Here is a 19044-nt window from a genome sequence, read left to right on the forward strand (position 1 = left end):
GGAGACTGCTCGCTGTGAGGAGTGAGCGTGCCCGGCGGCAACAACCGCTGAACGAGGGCGAGAGAGGAAACACTACCGTGAGCGAGATTCTCGAGAAGAACCCCGAGCTCGAAGGCCTGGGTCAGTACGAATTCGGCTGGGCCGACCCCGATGCCGCCGGCGAACATGCCCAGCGCGGCCTGAGCGAGAAAGTCGTTCGCCACATCTCCAAGCTCAAGAACGAGCCTGAGTGGATGCTGAAGCGCAGGCTCAAGGGTCTGCAGATGTTCGATCGCAAACCCATGCCGATGTGGGGTGCAGATCTGAGCGGCGTCGACTTCGACAACATCAAGTACTTCGTGCGCTCGACCGAGAAGCAGGCCGAGTCATGGGAAGAGCTGCCCGAAGACATCCGCAAGACGTACGAGAAGCTCGGCATCCCCGAGGCCGAGCGGCAGCGGCTGGTCGCCGGTGTGGCCGCACAGTACGAGTCCGAGGTCGTGTACCACCAGATTCGCCAGGATCTCGAAGAGCAGGGCGTGATCTTCTTGGACACCGACACTGCGCTGCGTGAGCACCCCGAGCTGTTCGAAGAGTACTTCGGCACGGTCATCCCGGCTGGCGACAACAAGTTCGCTGCGCTCAACACCGCCGTCTGGTCAGGTGGCTCGTTCGTGTACGTGCCGAAGGGTGTGCATGTGGAGATTCCGCTGCAGGCATACTTCCGCATCAACACCGAGAACATGGGGCAGTTCGAACGCACCCTGATCATTGCCGACGAAGGCAGCTACGTGCACTACATCGAAGGCTGCACCGCGCCGATCTACAAGACGGACTCGCTGCACTCCGCAGTGGTCGAGATCATCGTGAAGAAGAACGCACGCGTGCGTTACACGACGATTCAGAACTGGTCGAACAACGTGTACAACCTCGTCACCAAGCGTGCCATCGCCGAAGAGGGTGCGACGATGGAGTGGATCGACGGCAACATCGGCTCGAAGGTCACGATGAAGTACCCCAGCATCTATCTGGTCGGCGAGCACGCTCGCGGTGAGACGCTCTCCGTCGCCTTCGCCGGCGAGGGACAGCACCAGGACCCGGGCGCCAAGATGATTCATCTCGCGCCGTACACTCAGTCGTCGATCGTCTCGAAGTCGATCGCCCGTGGCGGCGGTCGTGCGGGCTACCGTGGCGAGGTGCGCTTCGGTGAGAACGCTCACCACTCGGCGAACACGGTGCGCTGCGACGCGCTGTTGGTCGACAACATCTCTCGGTCCGACACCTACCCGGCTGTCGACATCCGCGTGGACGACGTCACCATGGGGCACGAGGCGACGGTCTCCAAAGTGAGCGAAGAGCAGCTCTTCTACCTGATGAGTCGAGGCATGCCAGAAGACGAAGCGATGGCCATGATCATCCGCGGATTCATCGAACCGATCGCGCGCGAGCTGCCGATGGAGTACGCCCTCGAGCTCAACAAGCTCATCGAAGTGCAAATGGAAGGATCAGTGGGCTAGGAAGTGACTGACACAGTGACACAGCAAGGACTGAAAGAGCACAGCCACGGGTACGACGTGCCGGTGCAGACTCGCTCCCAGCGCTTCGCCTCGACCGATGTCTCGAAGTTCAGCAAGCCGAGCAATCGAGAGCTGGTGTGGAAGAACACGCCGCTCGATCGCATTGCCGCGCTGTTCGGCGAACTCGACGGCAGCACGTACGATTACACGTTCACGGCGCCTGAGGGCGTCACCGCTGCGTGGGTGGCTCGCACAGACAAAGTCGTCGGATCGTCGCAGACGCTGCCCGAAGACTACGTCTCGGCAGCGGCCTGGAGCGGCTTCGCCCAGGCGCTGAGCATCACGATTCCGGCCGACGCAGAGCTCGCCGACCCGGTGTTCGTCACGCGAGGTCAGCTGGGCGACGTTCCTCGCGCGGCTCACACGGTGATCACCGCCAAGCCGCACAGCAAGGCGATCGTCGTGCTTGAGAACCAGGGCGATGCGAACCTGGCCGAGAACGTCGAAATCGTGGTCGAGGCTGAGGCCGATCTCACGGTCATCACGCTGCAGGAGTGGAACGACACGGCAGTGCACGATGCCGAGCACTTCATCACGATCGGCCGCTCGGCTCATCTGCGACACGTCGTGGTCAACCTCGGCGGAGGCGTCGTGCGGGTGAACCCGTCGGCTCGCTTCGACGGGCCGGGCGCCAACGTCGAGCTCGACGGCATCTACTTCGCCGACGCGCATCAGCACTTGGAGCAGCAGGTCTACGTCGACCACAATGAGTCGAACTGCGTGTCACGGGTGACGTACAAGGGTGCTCTGCAGGGCGACGGGGCACGCACCGTCTGGATCGGCGACGTGCTGATCCGGGCTGACGCCGAAGACACCGACACCTATGAGCTCAACCGCAACCTGCTGCTGACCGATGGGGCGCGCGCCGATTCGGTGCCGAACCTCGAGATCGAGACCGGTGAGATCATCGGCGCCGGTCACGCCTCGGCCACTGGCCGATTCGACGAAGAGCAGCTGTTCTACTTCGAGTCGCGCGGCATCACCGAGGACGAGGCGAAGCGGATGGTCGTGCGCGGGTTCCTGATCGAGGTCATCCAGCGCATCGGCTACGCCCCGTTGGAGGAACGTCTGGAGCGGGCGGTCGAGGCAGAGCTGCTGCATACGGAGGTGTGAGCATGTCTGACACCGAGACCAACCATCTCGTCAGAGTCTGCTCGCTTGACGAGCTCGACCCTGAGGCTCCGCTGCGCGTCACCATCGGTGACGAGCCGATCGCTCTGGTCAAGACCACTGAGGGCGAAGTGCATGCGATCGGCGACCGCTGCTCGCACGGAGACATCTCGCTCTCAGAGGGCTTCGTCGAAGGCTGCACACTGGAATGCTGGGCTCACGGGTCGAAGTTCGATCTGACGACCGGCAAGCCGCTCACACTGCCGGCCTACGAGCCGGTTCCCGTCTACGCGGTCGAAATCAGAGACGGCGACATCTACATAGATCCGAAGGGCACGCTCGCCCAAGGCTGAGCTCGCGTTCGGAACAACTGAACCTCACAGAAAGAAACACCATGTCATCACTGGAAATCCGAGATCTCCACGTCAGCGTCGAGACCGACCAAGGCGAGAAGCCGATTCTCAACGGCATCAGCCTCACCATTAACACGGGCGAGGTGCACGCCATCATGGGCCCCAACGGCTCGGGCAAGTCGACGCTGGCCTACTCGCTCGCCGGTCACCCCGGCTACATCGTCAAGAGCGGTTCGGTGAAGCTCGATGGCGAAGAGATGCTCGACAAGAGCGCTGACGAGCGCGCCCGCGCCGGGCTCTTCCTCGCCATGCAGTATCCGGTCGAGATCCCCGGTGTCACGGTGAGCAACTTCCTGCGCACCGCCAAGACCGCCATCGACGGCGAGGCACCGAAACTGCGCGACTGGGTCAAGCAGGTCAAGGGCTCGATGAAAGAGCTGCGCATGAGCGACGACTTCCTCGAGCGCAACGTGAACGAGAACTTCTCAGGCGGCGAGAAGAAGCGTCATGAGATTCTGCAGATGGAGCTGCTCAAGCCCAAGTTCGCCGTGCTCGACGAGACGGACTCCGGCCTCGACGTCGACGCCCTGCGCATCGTCTCGGAGGGCGTCAACCGCGTGCACGAGAACAACGACACCGGTCTGATCCTGATCACGCACTACACCCGCATCCTGCGCTACATCAAGCCGCAGTTCGTGCACGTGATCGTCAAGGGCAGGGTGGCCGAAGAAGGCGGCCCCGAGCTCGCCACCCGTCTCGAGGACGAAGGCTACGATCGCTTCCTCGATCCCAACGAGGCCCTGGTCTGATGGCTGAGCCCTCGCCAGAGAAGTACGACGAGATAGAAGACGCGCTGCGCGAAGTCGTCGACCCCGAACTCGACGTCAACATCGTCGACCTCGGTCTCGTCTACGACCTCTCTTTCGACGAGGACGGCGAACTGGTGATCAGCATGACGCTCACCTCGGCCGGCTGCCCGCTGACCGACGTGCTCGAGGAGCAGATCACCGCCTCGCTGAAAGACGTCGTGCCGTCCTTCCGCATCAACTGGGTGTGGATGCCGCCGTGGGGCCCAGAACGCATCACACCAGAGGGACGCGACATGATGCGGGCGCTCGGTTTCACGATCTGACGACCGCAGCATCCCCTCGAACGAGCGCGACCGGCGTGGAGCATTTCACGTCGGCCGCGCTCTTCGCATCTCTTGGGGCCGCAGAGCGCCCACACCCGCTCTGCGGCACAGCTGAGACAGACAGCCCCTCATGCGCTTCTGACGCGGAGCCAGGCAGGTACCGTATACTGGCTGATCGGGTCGGCGCAGACACGCCGTGCGCCCAAGCCGTGCAGACGTCACCTGCCGGCCGCCGCACAGAACCGCGAACGAATCACTGCGCATCAGACGCCGCGCAGAATCACAGCAGAAGAAGGACCGCGAGTGCTCGCCGTTAAAGATCTCGAGATCAGAGTGGGTGCCCGCACCCTGATGAGCGGAGTGAACTTCCGCGTCGACAAGGGCGACAAAGTAGGGCTGGTCGGGCGCAACGGCGCTGGCAAGACCACGCTCACCAAAGTGCTGGCCGGGGAGCTGCTGCCGGCTCACGGCGAAGTCGAGCGCAGAGGTGTCTTCGGCTACTTGGCGCAGGATCCCAAAGCCGGGCACCCCGATCAGAAGGCGCTCGATCACATTCTCGACGCCCGTGAGCTCGGGCATCTCTCTGCCCAGCTCAAACAGGCGCAGGACGACATGGGGTCGCCCGACCCGGAGGTCGCCGAGAAGGCGATGACCCGATTCGGCCGACTGACCGACCGCTTCGAGGCGCTCGACGGCTACTCGGCCGAGGCCGACGCCTCCGTGATCGCGAACAATCTGGGCCTCGACGATCGTCTGCTCGCCCAGCCTTTGGGCACGCTCTCGGGCGGCCAGCGACGCCGCGTCGATCTCGCACGCATTCTCTTCGCCAACGCCGACACCATGGTGCTCGACGAACCGACCAACCATCTCGACCACGACTCGGTGATGTGGCTGCGCGGATTCCTGCAGAAGTATCAGGGGGCGCTCATCGTGATCAGTCACGATGTGCGACTGATCGAAGAGACGGTCAACCGGGTCTTCTATCTCGATGCGATCCGCCTGACGATCGACATCTACAACATGGGCTGGAAGCTCTACCAGAGGCAGCGCATCGCCGACGAAGAGCGACGCAAGCGCGAACGGGCCAATGCCGAGAAGAAGGCCACCCAGCTGCAGCAGCAGGCGGCACGCTTCGGGGCGAAGGCCACCAAAGCAGCGGCGGCGCATCAGATGCAGCGACGCGCCGAGAAACTGGTCGAAGGGCTCGAAGGCCCGCGCCAGGCCGATCGGGTGGCGAACATCCGCTTTCCGAAGCCCGCCGCCTGCGGCAAGACTCCGCTCATGGCCAAGGGCATCTCGAAGAGCTACGGGTCGCTTGAGATCTTCACCTCGGTCGACCTTGCGATCGACCGAGGATCGCGCGTGGTCATTCTGGGCTTCAACGGTGCGGGCAAGACGACGCTGCTGCGCATCCTCGCCGGGGTCGACAAGCCGGACTCCGGTGTGGTCGAGCTCGGCCACGGAGCCAAGCTCGGCTACTATGCGCAGGAGCATGAGACGCTGAACGGTGACAGAACGCTGCTGCAGAACATGCTCGACGGCGCCGATCTCAGTGAACGCGAGGCGCGCAGCGTGCTCGGCTCGTTCCTATTCACCGGTGACGACGTGCTGAAACCTGCCGGTGTGCTCTCCGGCGGCGAGAAGACGCGACTCGCACTGGCCCGACTGGTGGTCTCGAGCGCCAACGTGCTGCTGCTCGACGAGCCGACCAACAACCTCGATCCGGCCAGTCGAGAGCAGATCCTCGATGCGCTCTCGCACTACGAGGGCGCCGTCATCATGGTCAGCCACGACGAAGGCGCGGTGCTCGCGCTCGACCCAGAGCGCGTGGTCATCATGCCTGAGGCGACTGAAGACATCTGGACCGCCGAGTACGCCGATCTGATCTCGCTGGCCTGAAACCGCGGTTCGCGGCGGCATCCGGTCCCTGCTGTCGCGTTGGGCGGCCCGACAGCGACAGGGATCACTCGCCCGGAGTGCCCCTGTGTCGTGCTGCGGCATCGATCAGCGCGTCTTCGTAGTCGGTGTCGTCGTCGTGTCGACGGCTGCCCTGACGGCGGCGCTGCTGCGCGACGACCTCGTCGTTGCCGGTCTCTTCGATTCGGCGCAGCGTCTGCCTGATCGAGTAGCCGAATCCGACGAAGGCGAGTACGGCGAAGGCGATCCACTGCAGGGCATACGAGAGGTGGCTGCCCTCGCTGAGACTGGGCTGCGGAATGATCTGCGGTCGATCGGCCGTGGCAGGCGACTCAGACTCCATCTGTCCGTAGGCCGCCGTGTAGGCGGGGGAGAGGTCGAATCGGTCGACGACCTGCTGAAGCGCGAAGCTGGCGATCTGCCCGTCGGGAGCCGAGCGGTCGACCTCAGGCTGTGCCGGACGCAGCCGGGCGACCACCTCGACCTCACCCGACGGCGGCGCGGGCACGTCGGCGGGGGCGTCACCGTCAGACCCCGTGGGGAGCCATCCTCGATTCACAAAGAAGACGCGGCCGGCTGTGGTCGTCGTCGAGTCAGCAGACGCCGGGTCATCGTCGAGTCGCAACGGAACAAGCACCTCGAACCCGGGCTGCCCGTTCAGGGGCCGATTGCGCACCAGCAGCTGCTCGTCGGTCAGATACGTGCCGTGCAGCAGCACCTTTCGGTATTCGTCGGCATCGTCGAAGCCGTCGAGACCGGGAACCAGATCGGGCAGCTCTGCAGCCGGCGCCGACCAGTTGTTGGTGACTTTGGCGATCTCGGCAACAGCCTGATCTCGGCGATCGAACTGCCAGCGGGACAGCATCACGCAGATGACGGCGAAGACGATGACGCCGGCGAGATAGCCGATCCATTCCCACGGGCGCAGCTTGCCCAGCGCCGCCAGCAGAGGTGGCCGCGTCTTCGCCGCTCTCATGCGTGATGCAGGGTCAGCTGATCATGCTGACTCGCTGATGAGATGACGCCTGACGGCACCGAACGGAGTGCCCGTGAGTCTGAGCGAACGGAATCGGAGTGCGACCGTGAGCCGTCCTGGCTGGTGTCGAACGCCGTGTCGCCGCCGGCGAACGTGGGCTCGTCGACGGTGATCGTCTCGGCGCGATCGGCGGCTGCACTGTGCGCGTGCGCATCCTGACTGATGGCCTGCTGCACGATCGACTGAAAGCCGTCGTCATTGACGCGCTTGGGCAGATTCGCGATGACCACCGCGTAGTAGGGCAGAAACGCTGCACCGAACGCAGGGATGAGCTTCCACCAGCCCGGTACGACGAAGAGTGCGAGCAGGCAGACGATGCGGATGCCCATGGCGATCGAGTAGTGCACCATGCGTCGCACGCGGTCGTCTCTGGGAGAGTTCGGGGCGTGGGTGACGACGGCGACCTGGCGGTTCGGCATGTCGATCACCTCCTGCGGGCTTGACGAACGCATCGGGTCAGAGATGCTCCCGTTGCGCTGCACCGACCTGAGAAGCCGGTGACGCGAGCGTACACACGCCCGTGACTATAGTCTAAGACGGATGCAGCGGGCATGGGCCGATCAGTCTCGGCCATGTCGCATCCCTCTCGCCGAATCGATCATCACAAGGAGCCCCTCATGTCTGCAGCCGAAGCACGCGTCGTTCTGATCACCGGAGGCAATCGCGGCATCGGCCGAGCGGTCGCCGAGGAGTTCGTGCGCCGCGGGTATCCCGTCGCCGTCACCGCTCGGCACGGTTCCGGGCCAGAGGGCACACTGACAGTGCATGCGGACGTCACCGATCAGGCGTCGTTGAACACGGCGGTGTCCGAGGTCGAGCAGCAGCTTGGTCCGGTGGCGATTCTGGTCGCCAACGCGGGCATCACGCACGACACGCTGCTGCTGCGGATGAGCGAGGACGACTTCTCATCGGTGATCGACACCAACCTCACCGGGGTGTTCCGCTCGATCAAGAGCGTGGTCAAGGGGCAGATCAAGGCGCGCTGGGGGCGCATCATCCTGCTGTCGAGCGTCGTCGGCCTCTACGGCTCAGCCGGCCAGGTGAACTACGCCGCGGCCAAGAGCGGCCTCATCGGCATCGCACGCTCGGTGACGCGCGAGCTGGGGGCACGCGGCATCACGGCGAACGTGGTCGCCCCGGGCTTCATCGAGACCGACATGACGGCAGAGCTCAATGAGAAGCAGCGGGCCGAGTACCTGAAAGCGATTCCTGCGGGGCGTTTCGGTTCGGTCGACGACGTGGCGCGCACGATTGCCTGGCTGGCCTCAGACGACGCCGGCTACATCAGCGGGGCGGTCATCCCGGTCGACGGCGGCCTCGGGATGGGGCACTGACGCCCCGAGGCTCCGGCCTTCTGCGGCAGCGGCGGGGTCAGTCGCCGATCGGCAGGTACGGCACGGCTGAGTCCAGCCCGGCGGGCGGCAGGATGACATGGTCGGCCTGCGCCGCCACCACCGGCTTCGGGCGATAGCCGATCGAGGTGCCGGCCGTGCTCATCATGACCAGATCGTTGGCTCCGTCGCCGATCGCCACAGTACGTGCCAGCGGAACCTGGAGCTCCGCGGCCCACTGTGTCAGCAGATCGGCCTTGCGCTGACCGTCGACGATCTCACCGCTGACCCGCCCGGTCAGTCGCCCGTCGACGATCTCGAGCACATTGGCCGCCCAGAGGTCGAGGCCGAGACGGTCGGCCAGCGGCTCGAGAATCTGGCTGAAGCCTCCGGAGACCGCCCCGATGCGGCCGTCGTGCGCATGCACTGCCGAAATGAGCTGCTCGGCGCCGGGGCTGACCCGCACGCGGCCGACCACATCCATGACCACAGACTCGGGCAGACCGCCCAGAGTGGCGACACGCTCGGTCAGGCTCTCACGAAAGTCGATCTCACCGCGCATGGCCCGTTCGGTCACGGCCGCGACGTCGGCACGGACGCCGGCGGCATCGGCGAGCAGCTCGATCACCTCGTCCTGGATGAGCGTGGAGTCGACATCGGTCACGACGAGCATTGAGACGGTCACCGGCCCAGTCTACCGGCAGGACGTCACCCCAGGCTCGTCGGGTGACGTCAACACACGGTGCGGCGTTCCAAGAAGTCGAAGGCATGTTCTAGGCTGGAGCCCATGACTACAGTGCTCGATCTTCAGCATGTCAGCGTGCGGCGCTCTGGCCGCGCCCTGCTCGACGACGTCTCGTGGCGCGTCGAAGGCGACGAGCGCTGGGTGGTGCTCGGCCCGAACGGCGCAGGCAAGACCACGCTGCTGAACGTGGCGAGCGCTCAGCTGCACCCCAGCAAGGGGGAGGTGCGCGTGCTGGGCGAGCAGCTCGGGCGTGTCGACGTCTTCGACCTCAGACCCCGCATCGGCGTCGCATCGTCGACGACTGGAGCGCGCATTCCGGCGAATGAATCGGTGCTCGACGCCGTGCTCACGGCCGTCTATGGCGTGACCGGGCGCTGGAACGAGAAGTACGACGAACTCGATCTCGACCGTGCGCATTCAATGCTGCGCGACTGGCAGCTCGAGCCGCTCAGCCACCGTCGCTTCGGCTCGCTGAGCGACGGCGAGCGCAAGCGTGTGCAGATCGCTCGAGCGGTGATGAGCGACCCTGAGGTGCTGCTGCTCGACGAGCCCACGGCCAATCTCGATCTCGGCGCACGCGAAGAGCTGCTGCAGCTGCTCGGGGAGTACGCCGTTGCCCCCGGCGCACCCGCCCTGGTGTCGGTGACACATCACGTGGAGGAGATTCCGCGCAACTTCACGCACGCTCTGCTGCTGAAAGACGGCAAGGTCATGCGGCAGGGGCCCATCAACCAGGTCGTCATCAGCGAGAGGCTCAGCGAGCTGTACGGGCTGCCGCTGACTGTGACCGAGAACGAGGGACGCTACGCAGCGCGCGCGAATCTGGTATAGTGTCAGCTTGGCTTATGCGCATCGCGTGCAGAATCGTCTGAGTACGAACAAAAGGATCACTCAATGAAAAAAGGCATTCACCCCGACTACGCTCCGGTCGTGTTCCGCGACCTGGCGAGCGGCGACACCTTCCTCACCCGCTCGACGGTGAAGTCGGACAAGACCATCGAGTGGACCGACGGCAAGACCTACCCGGTCTATGACGTCGAGATCTCGTCGGTGTCGCACCCGTTCTACACGGGCAAGCAGCGCATCATGGACTCGGCCGGTCGCGTCGAGAAGTTCAACTCGCGGTACAAGGGCTTCGGCAAGCTTTCCTGAGCCACTCGCACGCGATAGCAGAAAGAGGGACGCCAGAGATGGCGTCCCTCTTTCTGTGTCTTCTGGGCTGTGGGGTGTGTTCCCACACCGCCCGCCCGGTGTGCCCACAGGCATCAGCCTCCGTCAGCGGACGGGCCAGCTGCCACTCGTCCAGAAGTCGGTCATTCCGCGTGTGTTGCGCATGTAGTCGATGAAGCTGTCGGCCTGCTCTTGAGCCCAGCCGATCTGGGCGGTGTGCAGCTGCTGGGCGCTCACATCGAGCCGCTGCGGGTATGCCTGGGCGATGGCCTGCGCAAGACGGCCGGCGGCGAGCGCATCGGCGGAGGCATGATGCGCATCATCGAGCCGCACTCCGTAGTGCTCGGTCGTGACGGTGAGTGTGCGCTTGCCACGGCGATACGTGTCGACGGCTTTGTCGATGACCAGCGGATCGATGATGGGGCTCGGATTGACGAGCGGGGCGACGCCATAGCGCAGCGCCTCGCTCTGCACGATCGAGAAGTCGTACGGGGCGTTGTACGCCACCACAGGCACCCCTCGCTCGAGTGCCGTACGGAGAGCGGCCACGATCTCGGCCACGGCTTCGGGAGCCTGCTGGCCCTCGGCCCGAGCCTGTTCGGTGCTGATGCCGTGCACCTTCTGCGCCTGCCAGGGGATCTCCACTCCTGGATCAATCAGCCATGAGCGTTCTGCGGTGACGGCTCCAGATGCGTCGAGCCTGCCGATATAGGCGCTCACGATGCGCGCGGTGTCGGTGTTCACCCCTGTCGTTTCGGTGTCGAAGACAAAGAGGTCGCGTGCCCACTCAGGCAGTTTCGGGGTGTTTTCCATGTGCTGAAGTCTAGCGGCGACCTGTGACACGAGCGGAACGCCCACAGGTGCGACGTAGACTGAGCGGATGGCTGAGCGCAAGCAAACGGTGATCGACGGCACGACCACGACATACTGGGTCTACGGCGAGACGCCATCCGACCAGTCGGGTGACGAATCGTGCGCGAACAGCGCGGGCACGCCCACAATCGTGCTTGTGCACGGATTCCGCGGCACCCATGAGGGCCTCGATCTGATCGCCAAGGGCCTTGCGCCCGATCTGCGGGTCATCTCGCCGGATCTGCCCGGCTTCGGGCAGTCAGAGAGCCTCGCCGCAGGCAACACCATCGATGCGTATGCGACCTGGCTGAGACGTTTCACCGCTGCGATCGGGCTGTCCGAAGCGCCGGTGCTGGGTCACTCGTTCGGGTCGATCGTGGTGTGCGCGGCCGTCGCCGCCGGTCTGCGGCCGAGCCGAGTCGTGCTGATCAACCCCATCAGCCAGCCGGCCCTGCAGGGGCCGCAGCGTCTCGGCAGCCTCGCCGCGCTCGGCTACTACCGGCTCACCGCGCTGCTTCCTGAGGGCGCCGCGCGTCGGGTGCTCTCGATGCGACTCGTCGTGCGGGTCATGAGCGAGATCATGGCGAAGACGCATGACCCTCGGCTGCGAGCATGGATCCATGCTCAGCACCAGGCCTACTTCTCGGTGTTCGACTCTCCATCGGGTCTGCTCGAGGCCTTCCACACCTCGATCACGCATGACACGGGGGAGTATGCCGACGCGCTCACCATGCCCGTGCTCGTCATCGCCGGTGACCGCGACGACATCGTGCCGCTCACGTCGCAGCGCGCGTTCGTCGAAGCTCTCCCGAACGCTCGTCTTGAGGTCGTCGAGGGAGTCGGTCATCTTGTGCACTATGAGGCTTGGCGCCAGGCTGACAGCTGGGTGCGACCGTTCGTGTGCGCACCGGCGTGAGTCTGATCGGTCAGTGATCGAGCGTCACCTGGGCATCGCGGATGCGCAGGGCCAGATGCACGCCGAGCCTGCGAGGCGAGGCGTCCCAGCCTGCACCGAGGATCGTGCCGATGCGCTCGAGCCGCTGGCGAACGGTGTTGCGGTGCACGGTGAGAAGTTCACCGGTGAGCGCTGTGTTGCCCTCGGACTCCAGATAGACGTACGCCGTGTTCGTGAGATCGGTGTGGTGTGCGTGGTCGTAGGCGATCAAGCCGTCGATCGGCGCCGTCAGCGACTGCGGCGTCTGCCCGCGTCGAGCCAGACCGAGAACGACGCCCAGCAGCCCCAGCTGCTCGCCGTGCACGACGCCGTCGCGCTGCAGAGTGTCCAGTGAATGCAGCGCCAGCTCGGCTCGTTCATGCCCGCTGCCGATGAGCCTCGGGTCGTCGAAGGGGCCCTCCACGCCGGCTCTCAGCGTCCACCCGCGTGCTGCGAAGAGGGCGCGGATGCGCTGCTCCCACTGCGTGTCGACCGTCACCATGCAGACATGGCCCGAGTGCGACGACATCAGCACGCATCGCATTCGCAGGCCGCTCAGCAGCTGCAGCAGACGGCGACGGTCTTGGTCGGGCACTTCGATCGCGACGCACAGCAGCGGTTCCCCAGAACGGATGCCCCAGTGCTTCAGACGGCGTTCGATGCGCTCACGGGAGTGCTCGCGACCGTCGATGATGTCTTCGACGACCTCGGACTGACGACGGAGGTCGGCATCCTCTTCGGCCCGTTCGAAGAGCACCGCGAGGGCCAGGTGCACGGCGACCCGTTCGAGCAGAGTGCGTTCTGTCTCACTGAGCAGTCGATCTGCGACGACTCGTCCCAGCGTCTCACCTGCGGCGACGACAGAGACGTACGACTGCGCGTCAGCCTCGGGCGCACGGCCAGAAGTGGCGGCGACCATCGAGCCGTCAGCGTCGTAGAAGGCGAGATCGACGGCCAGAGCCGACCGGCCGATCATCAGCAGGTGCTCGGCGTCCGGCGTGCCCATGACCGTTTCCATGAGCCGCCGATCCAGATCGAGCACGTGAGTGGTCAGGGCGAGCTCGTCGGCGTCGCGGCGCTGTCGGCTGGAGAGCTGCTCGACCAGCCTGGTCAGCGATTCGAAACGCATGGAGTTGTCGATCGCGATCGCGGCGTAGCGTCCGAGTGAGTCCACCGCCGCGATCTCAGCGGCTGAGAAGAGACGACTGTGCCGTTCGGCCACGAGCAGAGCGCCGATGACGCGTCCGGTGACGGTGAGGGGTACGCCCATGACGGCCTGGACGCCCTCGCCCTGCACGATCTCGTCAATCTCGGCGAGATGCTCGATGTCTGGGTCTTCGGCGTAGTTCGAGGACTGGACCGGGGCGAGACCCGTGGCGACCTGCCCGAGCACGCCGGTGCCCAACGGCTGTCGGATCGTTCGATAGGCCTGCGTGATCACCCCCTCGGCATGACGGATGTACGTCTCACCGTGTTCGAAATCGGTGAGACTGATATAGGCCATATCGGTCGAGAGAAGCACCCGTGTGCGATGCACGATCGCCTGCAGGACCGCCTCCAGATCGCGCAGCTCGGTGAGATCTGCCGCGGTGTCGAGCAGCACCTGCTGCAACTGTTCTCTGCCCTGCGCGAGGTTGTGCGTCACGCATATGATTGTCCCTCAAATATGGTCTGCGTGCCATCGCTGCAGTTCTGCGATCTTCGTATTGTCAGTAGTGATCTGCTTCCACAGCGGGGCAGACCGACGCCAAGACAACGGAGTCCCGTGAACTGCCAGCGCGCAGTGTCACGGCGAGCAGAGGAGCACCATCATGCAGATCACCGGAGCCGTGCTGGAAGAGATCGGACGCAGCCGTCCGTACGCCGAATCGAAGCCCATCACGGTCAGCACACTCGAACTCACCGACCCGGGGCCCACCGAGGTGCTCGTGCGCATCGAGGCCGCAGGCATCTGCCACTCAGACCTTTCCGTCGTCGACGGCAATCGCCCCCGCCCGGTGCCGATGCTGCTCGGACACGAGGCGGCCGGAATCGTCGAGGCCTTCGGCAACGAGGTGACCGACCTGCGCATCGGCGACCGAGTGACGCTCACCTTTCTGCCTCGTTGCGGCGAGTGCGAGGGATGCGCCACTGACGGGCGTCTGCCCTGCGTGCCTGGCACTGCGGCGAACGAAGCCGGCGTGCTGCTGCACGGCACACATCATCTGACCCGAGACGGCGAAGAGGTCAAGCACCACCTCGGAGTCTCCGGGTTTGCCACGCGAGCCGTCGTCGACCGCGCTTCGGTCGTGCCGGTCGGCAACGACGTGCCTCCCGAGATCGCCGCAGTGCTGGGCTGCGCCGTGCTGACCGGCGGAGGAGCCATGCTCAACGCCGTGCAGCCTGATGACGGTGACAGCGTCATGGTCGTCGGACTCGGCGGCGTCGGCATGTCGGCGCTCATCTCGGCGCTCGCGGTCGGCAAGGGCGACGTGCTCGCCGTCGACGCACTGCCCGACAAGCTCGAGCGCGCTCTGGAGCTCGGCGCGACGGCGGTCTACACGCCGGCCGAGGTCGCCGAGCAGGGGATTAAGGCCGACCACGTCATCGAGTGCGCCGGACACCCCAAGGCATTCGAGACGGCGTTCTGGGCGACCAAGCCGGGCGGACGCACCGTGACGGTCGGCCTGCCGCATCCTGACGCGCGCTCAGAGGTCTCGCCGACGGTGATAACCGGTCAGGCCCGTACGATCATCGGCAGCTACTTGGGCTCCGCAGTGCCCTCACGCGACATCCCGAAGTTCGCGGACTGGTGGCGCAGCGGCAAGCTGCCCGTCGAGAAGCTGATCTCTCGAATCATCACGCTCGACCAGATCAACGAAGCGATGGACGAACTCGCCGACGGCCGCGCCGTACGTCAAGTCATCCTCTTCGACGGTGCGGGCGAGGCTGCTGCTGCATGAGCAGCTGAGCAGTCGTGATGAGAACGGCCTCTGCGGATTCATACGATCTGCAGGGGCCGTTCGCCTCTTCTCGGGTGTGGAGGTTCAGGGAACCGGTCGGTACTCCGTGCGTCCAGGGCGGGCGTCATAGCGGCTCAGCGACCAGTGACCGGTCGGTGAGACGCTGAACTCGTTCGCACTTCCGTTGTGGATGTACTCCTGTGGGCGGGGGCGCCGAGAATCCGTCACGAAGCGCATCAGCGACCCGATCACACCGCCATGCGAGACGATCAGCAGCTGCTCGCCGGGGTGCTGGTGAGCGAGCGTCGTGAGCGCTGGCTGTGCGCGAGCGACGACGTCCGCACGGCTCTCGAGCCCGGGCACCTCGCTCTCGTCGCCGAATCGGGCGATGCGCTCCTCAAGGGTGAGCCCCTCGATCTCGCCGAACCTGCGCTCATGCACCGCTGGGATGCGCAGCGGTGCGGGCAGACGAAGCTCGGCCGCGATGATCTCGGCGGTCTCGAAGGCTCGGCACAGCGGACTGGAGTAGACCCCGGACCAATAATGGCGCCGGAGTTCCTGTGCCGCGGCGAGCGCCTGAGCACGGCCGGTGTCGTTGAGTGGAATGTCGGTGCCTCCCTGGATGCGGTGCTCCGCGTTCCAGTCGGTCTCTCCGTGCCTGACCAGACACAGGGTCGTATCCATGAGCACCTTCCTCGCCTCCCGCCGCACACGCGTCCGTCGCTCGACTCTGGACGAACGATCCTGAATGAGCCGAAATCAGTGTATCCGCAGACTCTGTATACGATTCATCGGCGGCGGTCGGGGACCCTCATGCCAGTGGGCTAGCATGAGAAGCGTGGCTACCAATGACGTTAAGAACACAGACCGTATCCGTAGCGAGATCTTCCGCAGCAAGATCGTTACGGCCGACGACGCTGCGGCCCTGATTCACGACGGCGCTGCCGTCGGATTCAGCGGCTTCGTGGGTGCCGGGTATCCGAAGGCGGTTCCCGAGGCTCTCGCAAAGCGGGCGCATGCACTGCATGCGAACGAGCAGAATTTCAGCATCAAGGTGTACACGGGGGCATCGACCGACCATGCGCTCGACGGCATCCTCGCCGAAGAGGAGGCCATCTCGTTTCGCACTCCCTTCTCGACCGACGGCGCTCTGCGCAAGCAGATCAACTCGGGCGAGGTCGGCTACATCGACACGCATCTCTCACATCTGGCACAGCAGGTCGAAGAGGGGTTCTTCGACCACTTGGACTTCGCGGTCATCGAGATCTCGGGCATCGACGAGAACGGCGACCTGATTCCCTCGACTTCGCTCGGCAACAACAAGACCTACATCGAGCAGGCCGACAAGGTGATCCTCGAGGTCAACGAGTGGCAGCCTGAGCAGCTCGACGGCGTGCACGACGTCTACTACTCGATCGGCACCCCGCCGAATCGTCAGCCGATTCCGCTCAACACGGCGCACGACCGCATCGGCATCGGTCGTCTTCGGGTCGACCCTGACAAAGTCGTCGCGGTCATCGAGACCGAGGGCGGCGACCGCAACACCAAGTTCACTCCGCTGGACGAATGCTCGAAGGCCATCGGCGACAACGTGGTCGAGTTCTTCAAACAGGAGGAGGCCGCCGGACGTCTGCCCGAGGGGCGGCTGCTGCCGCTGCAGTCGGGCATCGGCAACGTCGCCAACGCTGTGCTCGCGGGGCTGGAGCGTGCTGGGTACCAGGGGCTGGAGTGCTACTCCGAGGTGATCCAGGACGGCATGCTCGACCTCATCAAGTCAGGCACCGTCGAGCTCGCCTCTGCGACGGCGCTCTCACTGAGCCCCGATGCGGTGGACGAGTTCCGTGACAACATCGACTTCTACAACAAGCACATTCTGCTGCGGCCTCAAGAGATCTCGAACAACCCCGAGCTCATTCGTCGCATCGGCGTCGTCGCGATGAACGGCATGCTCGAAGCCGACATCTACGGCAACGTCAATTCGACTCACATCATGGGCACCAAGATGATGAACGGCATCGGCGGCTCGGGAGACTTCGCTCGCAACGGCTACATCTCGATCTTCCTGAGCCCCTCGACGGCGAAGAACGGCAATATCTCGGCGATCGTTCCGTTCGCGTCGCACATCGACCACACCGAGCACGACACCATGGTGGTCGTCACGGAGTTCGGCTTCGCCGATCTGCGCGGTAAGACGCCTCGTCAGCGCGCGGAGGCCATGATCGCGATCGCGCACCCCGACTACCGCGACCAGCTGCGCGACTACTTCGACCGTGCCAACGCACAGCCGAACGCGGGCCAGACGCCGCACATCCTGCCCGAGGCGCTCAGCTGGCACCAGCGCTTCCTCGACACCGGATCGATGAAGCAGGACTGATCCGCACAGCAGCACCTTGGACGACAGGGGCGTGCGCCGGGTACGGCTCACGCCCCTGTCTCCGTCTGCGCCGCTCACATCATCCGTGAGAACCGATAGACTGAGCCCATCATGCACAGGCAGAGGCAGTCGAGCGCGCACAGAGTGCCGCGCGCCTACCTCAGTGCCGTGTTCTCGGTCTCTGTGGGGTGGCTTGCCCACACAGCGGTCGAACATCATGCCCCGTCTGCGTTCGCCCTGGTCATTGCCGTCGTGCTCACTGCGCCCGTGCTGATGCTCGCTCTGCGGTGCGTGGGCCAATGGGGTTCCGCAGTGCTGGCAGTCGCTCTCGGACAGGGCATCCTTCACGTGTTGCTCAGCCTCGATCAGAGCGCCTCGAGTCTCTCAGGGGGAGGGCTGCCGCCGGCTGTCGCCGTGGCTGGCGCCCACCATCACGGTGCCGGTTCGGCGGTGATGACGTCGATGTCGGACACGCCACTCTCGCATTCGATCGCATCCTTGCCAGCTCATGCGATGGGTCCCACCATGCTGGTCGCCCACGGTCTTGCCATTGTTCTCTGTCTGCTCTGGCTCGGCATGCTGCCCAGCACGGAACGCCTCGTGACTCGGCTGCTCAGCGGCGTCGTCGCCTGGCTGACGCTCGCCCTGCAGCCTGCGGGTGCGACAGCGCGCCTGCTGCAGGCGTCGTTCGCCGACGCTGCGCACACCCTGCGCCGTCGCTGCTTCGGCAGTGTCCGCACGCTGCGCGGACCACCCGTCTTTCTCTGAATCCAGCACATCATCGTGCCGCACGCTGACGCCGTCTCGCGCGTCAGCCCGCTCCTTCCTGGTGAGATGCGGCATCGGTTCTCAGAACTCAGACGAAAGACCCACTCAATGCACAATCAATTCATCGCGCCTGCGCGCACGCGAACCACGCTCACCGCGGCGATCGCGCTGCTCGTCGGTCTGCTGCTCACACTGCAGCCGTGGGCGACAGGCCGCGCACACGCCCATGACGTTCTCGTGTCGTCTGACCCGGCAGCCGGAGCGGCGCTGACGACCGCACCGACTCAGGTCGCACTGACTTTCAACAACGATGTGCTCACCGGCGTCGCGAACCAGATTCAGGTGCACGGACCGGACGGCGCCTCGGTCGCCGGCGACGGCTTGGCGGCAGTCGAGGGAAGGGTCGTGACCGTGCCGGTGACGATCACGGCCAACGGCACCTACTCCGTGGCCTGGCATGTGGTCTCGAGTGACGGGCATCCCGTCGAAGGAACGTTCACATTCGACCTCGCGTCGCCAGACGCCCCAGCGGCCGACGAGACACCCGACGCGAGCGCGAGCAGCACATCCGCCGCACCGAGCGCATCAGCCGACGCGCAGACCGACGACCAGAGCGACAACGTCGATCACAGCGGCGCGATCGTCGCCTGGGTGATCACCGGCGTCGTCGTCGTGATCGGCGTGGCAGCGATCGTGCTGGGCGTTCGGCGCAGCCGCCGCACCAAGAGGTGACGGTGTGGGGTCGAGCGACTCTCGACTCCACCTCCCTCAGAAACAGACACAGCGGAACGGGCGAACTGCGGTTCGCGCATTCCGCGAACCCG

At 65.0% G+C, this 19044-nt stretch carries 20 protein-coding genes; 14 read left to right on the forward strand and 6 right to left on the reverse strand.

The genetic code is table 11. The features are described 5' to 3' along the window. Positions 1-77: 77 nt before the first annotated feature. From sufB to F8O08_RS07050, 6 genes are all read left to right on the forward strand, one after another. Positions 78-1496, forward strand: coding sequence for a Fe-S cluster assembly protein SufB (gene sufB, locus F8O08_RS07025; RefSeq protein ID WP_158042924.1), 1419 nt, complete (start codon positions 78-80; stop codon positions 1494-1496). Between the two features lie 15 nt (positions 1497-1511). After that, positions 1512-2669, forward strand: coding sequence for a Fe-S cluster assembly protein SufD (gene sufD, locus F8O08_RS07030; protein ID WP_225733599.1), 1158 nt, complete (start codon positions 1512-1514; stop codon positions 2667-2669). Positions 2670-2671: 2 nt separating this feature from the next. After that, a complete protein-coding gene (locus F8O08_RS07035) occupies positions 2672-3019 on the forward strand; it encodes a non-heme iron oxygenase ferredoxin subunit (protein ID WP_158042926.1) in 348 nt (115 codons plus the stop codon). Positions 3020-3060: 41 nt separating this feature from the next. Continuing rightward, positions 3061-3828: a Fe-S cluster assembly ATPase SufC gene (gene sufC / locus F8O08_RS07040; protein ID WP_158031509.1), complete on the forward strand. Its 768-nt coding sequence runs from the start codon at positions 3061-3063 to the stop codon at positions 3826-3828. Then, positions 3828-4151, forward strand: a complete 324-nt coding sequence (locus F8O08_RS07045) for a metal-sulfur cluster assembly factor (RefSeq protein WP_158038025.1) — start codon at positions 3828-3830, stop codon at positions 4149-4151. The genes sufC and F8O08_RS07045 overlap by 1 nt, the downstream gene beginning before the upstream one ends. Before the next feature lie 303 nt (positions 4152-4454). Then, the gene (locus F8O08_RS07050; RefSeq protein WP_158042927.1) at positions 4455-6050 is read left to right on the forward strand and encodes an ABC-F family ATP-binding cassette domain-containing protein; all 1596 of its coding nucleotides are present in this window, start codon (positions 4455-4457) and stop codon (positions 6048-6050) included. Between the two features lie 64 nt (positions 6051-6114). Here F8O08_RS07050 and F8O08_RS07055 read toward each other — a convergent pair whose 3' ends face one another. Both F8O08_RS07055 and F8O08_RS07060 read right to left on the reverse strand, forming a co-directional pair. Then, complete coding sequence (locus tag F8O08_RS07055; protein ID WP_158038023.1) at positions 6115-7044, reverse strand: SURF1 family protein; 930 nt, start codon at positions 7042-7044, stop codon at positions 6115-6117. Then, positions 7041-7523, reverse strand: a complete 483-nt coding sequence (locus F8O08_RS07060; protein WP_158038022.1) for a DUF3099 domain-containing protein — start codon at positions 7521-7523, stop codon at positions 7041-7043. Before F8O08_RS07060 ends, F8O08_RS07055 begins: the two co-directional genes overlap by 4 nt. A gap of 198 nt (positions 7524-7721) precedes the next feature. On the opposite strand from F8O08_RS07060, the gene fabG reads away from it, so the two are divergent. After that, positions 7722-8438, forward strand: coding sequence for a 3-oxoacyl-ACP reductase FabG (gene fabG / locus F8O08_RS07065; protein WP_158031504.1), 717 nt, complete (start codon positions 7722-7724; stop codon positions 8436-8438). A gap of 37 nt (positions 8439-8475) precedes the next feature. Here fabG and serB read toward each other — a convergent pair whose 3' ends face one another. After that, positions 8476-9120, reverse strand: a complete 645-nt coding sequence (gene serB, locus F8O08_RS07070) for a phosphoserine phosphatase SerB (RefSeq protein WP_225733600.1) — start codon at positions 9118-9120, stop codon at positions 8476-8478. 102 nt (positions 9121-9222) lie between these two features. Here serB and F8O08_RS07075 point away from each other — a divergent pair, with 102 nt between their 5' ends. Together F8O08_RS07075 and F8O08_RS07080 are read left to right on the forward strand one after the other, a co-directional pair. Then, complete coding sequence (locus F8O08_RS07075) at positions 9223-10011, forward strand: ABC transporter ATP-binding protein (protein ID WP_158031503.1); 789 nt, start codon at positions 9223-9225, stop codon at positions 10009-10011. A gap of 63 nt (positions 10012-10074) precedes the next feature. Beyond that, positions 10075-10332, forward strand: a complete 258-nt coding sequence (locus tag F8O08_RS07080) for a type B 50S ribosomal protein L31 (protein ID WP_158031502.1) — start codon at positions 10075-10077, stop codon at positions 10330-10332. 123 nt (positions 10333-10455) lie between these two features. On the opposite strand, the gene F8O08_RS07085 is transcribed toward F8O08_RS07080, so the two are convergent. After that, positions 10456-11163, reverse strand: a complete 708-nt coding sequence (locus tag F8O08_RS07085) for an exonuclease domain-containing protein (RefSeq protein ID WP_158042928.1) — start codon at positions 11161-11163, stop codon at positions 10456-10458. 67 nt (positions 11164-11230) lie between these two features. Between F8O08_RS07085 and F8O08_RS07090 the strand changes: the two genes are divergently transcribed. Further along, complete coding sequence (locus F8O08_RS07090) at positions 11231-12118, forward strand: alpha/beta fold hydrolase (protein ID WP_158042929.1); 888 nt, start codon at positions 11231-11233, stop codon at positions 12116-12118. Positions 12119-12128: 10 nt separating this feature from the next. On the opposite strand, the gene F8O08_RS07095 is transcribed toward F8O08_RS07090, so the two are convergent. Continuing rightward, positions 12129-13781, reverse strand: a complete 1653-nt coding sequence (locus tag F8O08_RS07095; RefSeq protein WP_158042930.1) for a helix-turn-helix domain-containing protein — start codon at positions 13779-13781, stop codon at positions 12129-12131. Between the two features lie 166 nt (positions 13782-13947). On the opposite strand from F8O08_RS07095, the gene F8O08_RS07100 reads away from it, so the two are divergent. Beyond that, positions 13948-15078, forward strand: coding sequence for an alcohol dehydrogenase catalytic domain-containing protein (locus tag F8O08_RS07100; protein WP_158042931.1), 1131 nt, complete (start codon positions 13948-13950; stop codon positions 15076-15078). 84 nt (positions 15079-15162) lie between these two features. Here F8O08_RS07100 and F8O08_RS07105 read toward each other — a convergent pair whose 3' ends face one another. Continuing rightward, the gene (locus tag F8O08_RS07105; RefSeq protein WP_158042932.1) at positions 15163-15762 is read right to left on the reverse strand and encodes a histidine phosphatase family protein; all 600 of its coding nucleotides are present in this window, start codon (positions 15760-15762) and stop codon (positions 15163-15165) included. 154 nt (positions 15763-15916) lie between these two features. Here F8O08_RS07105 and F8O08_RS07110 point away from each other — a divergent pair, with 154 nt between their 5' ends. From F8O08_RS07110 to F8O08_RS07120, 3 genes are all read left to right on the forward strand, one after another. Continuing rightward, positions 15917-17452: an acetyl-CoA hydrolase/transferase family protein gene (locus F8O08_RS07110; RefSeq protein WP_225733601.1), complete on the forward strand. Its 1536-nt coding sequence runs from the start codon at positions 15917-15919 to the stop codon at positions 17450-17452. A 111-nt stretch (positions 17453-17563) separates the two neighbouring features. Next, the gene (locus tag F8O08_RS07115; RefSeq protein WP_158042934.1) at positions 17564-18220 is read left to right on the forward strand and encodes a hypothetical protein; all 657 of its coding nucleotides are present in this window, start codon (positions 17564-17566) and stop codon (positions 18218-18220) included. Between the two features lie 108 nt (positions 18221-18328). Then, positions 18329-18952, forward strand: a complete 624-nt coding sequence (locus F8O08_RS07120) for a copper resistance CopC family protein (RefSeq protein WP_192497730.1) — start codon at positions 18329-18331, stop codon at positions 18950-18952. The last annotated feature ends 92 nt before the right edge of the window (positions 18953-19044 follow it).

The organism is Pseudoclavibacter sp. CFCC 13611, assembly GCF_008831225.1.
Classification (GTDB): Bacteria; Actinomycetota; Actinomycetes; order Actinomycetales; family Microbacteriaceae; genus Pseudoclavibacter_A.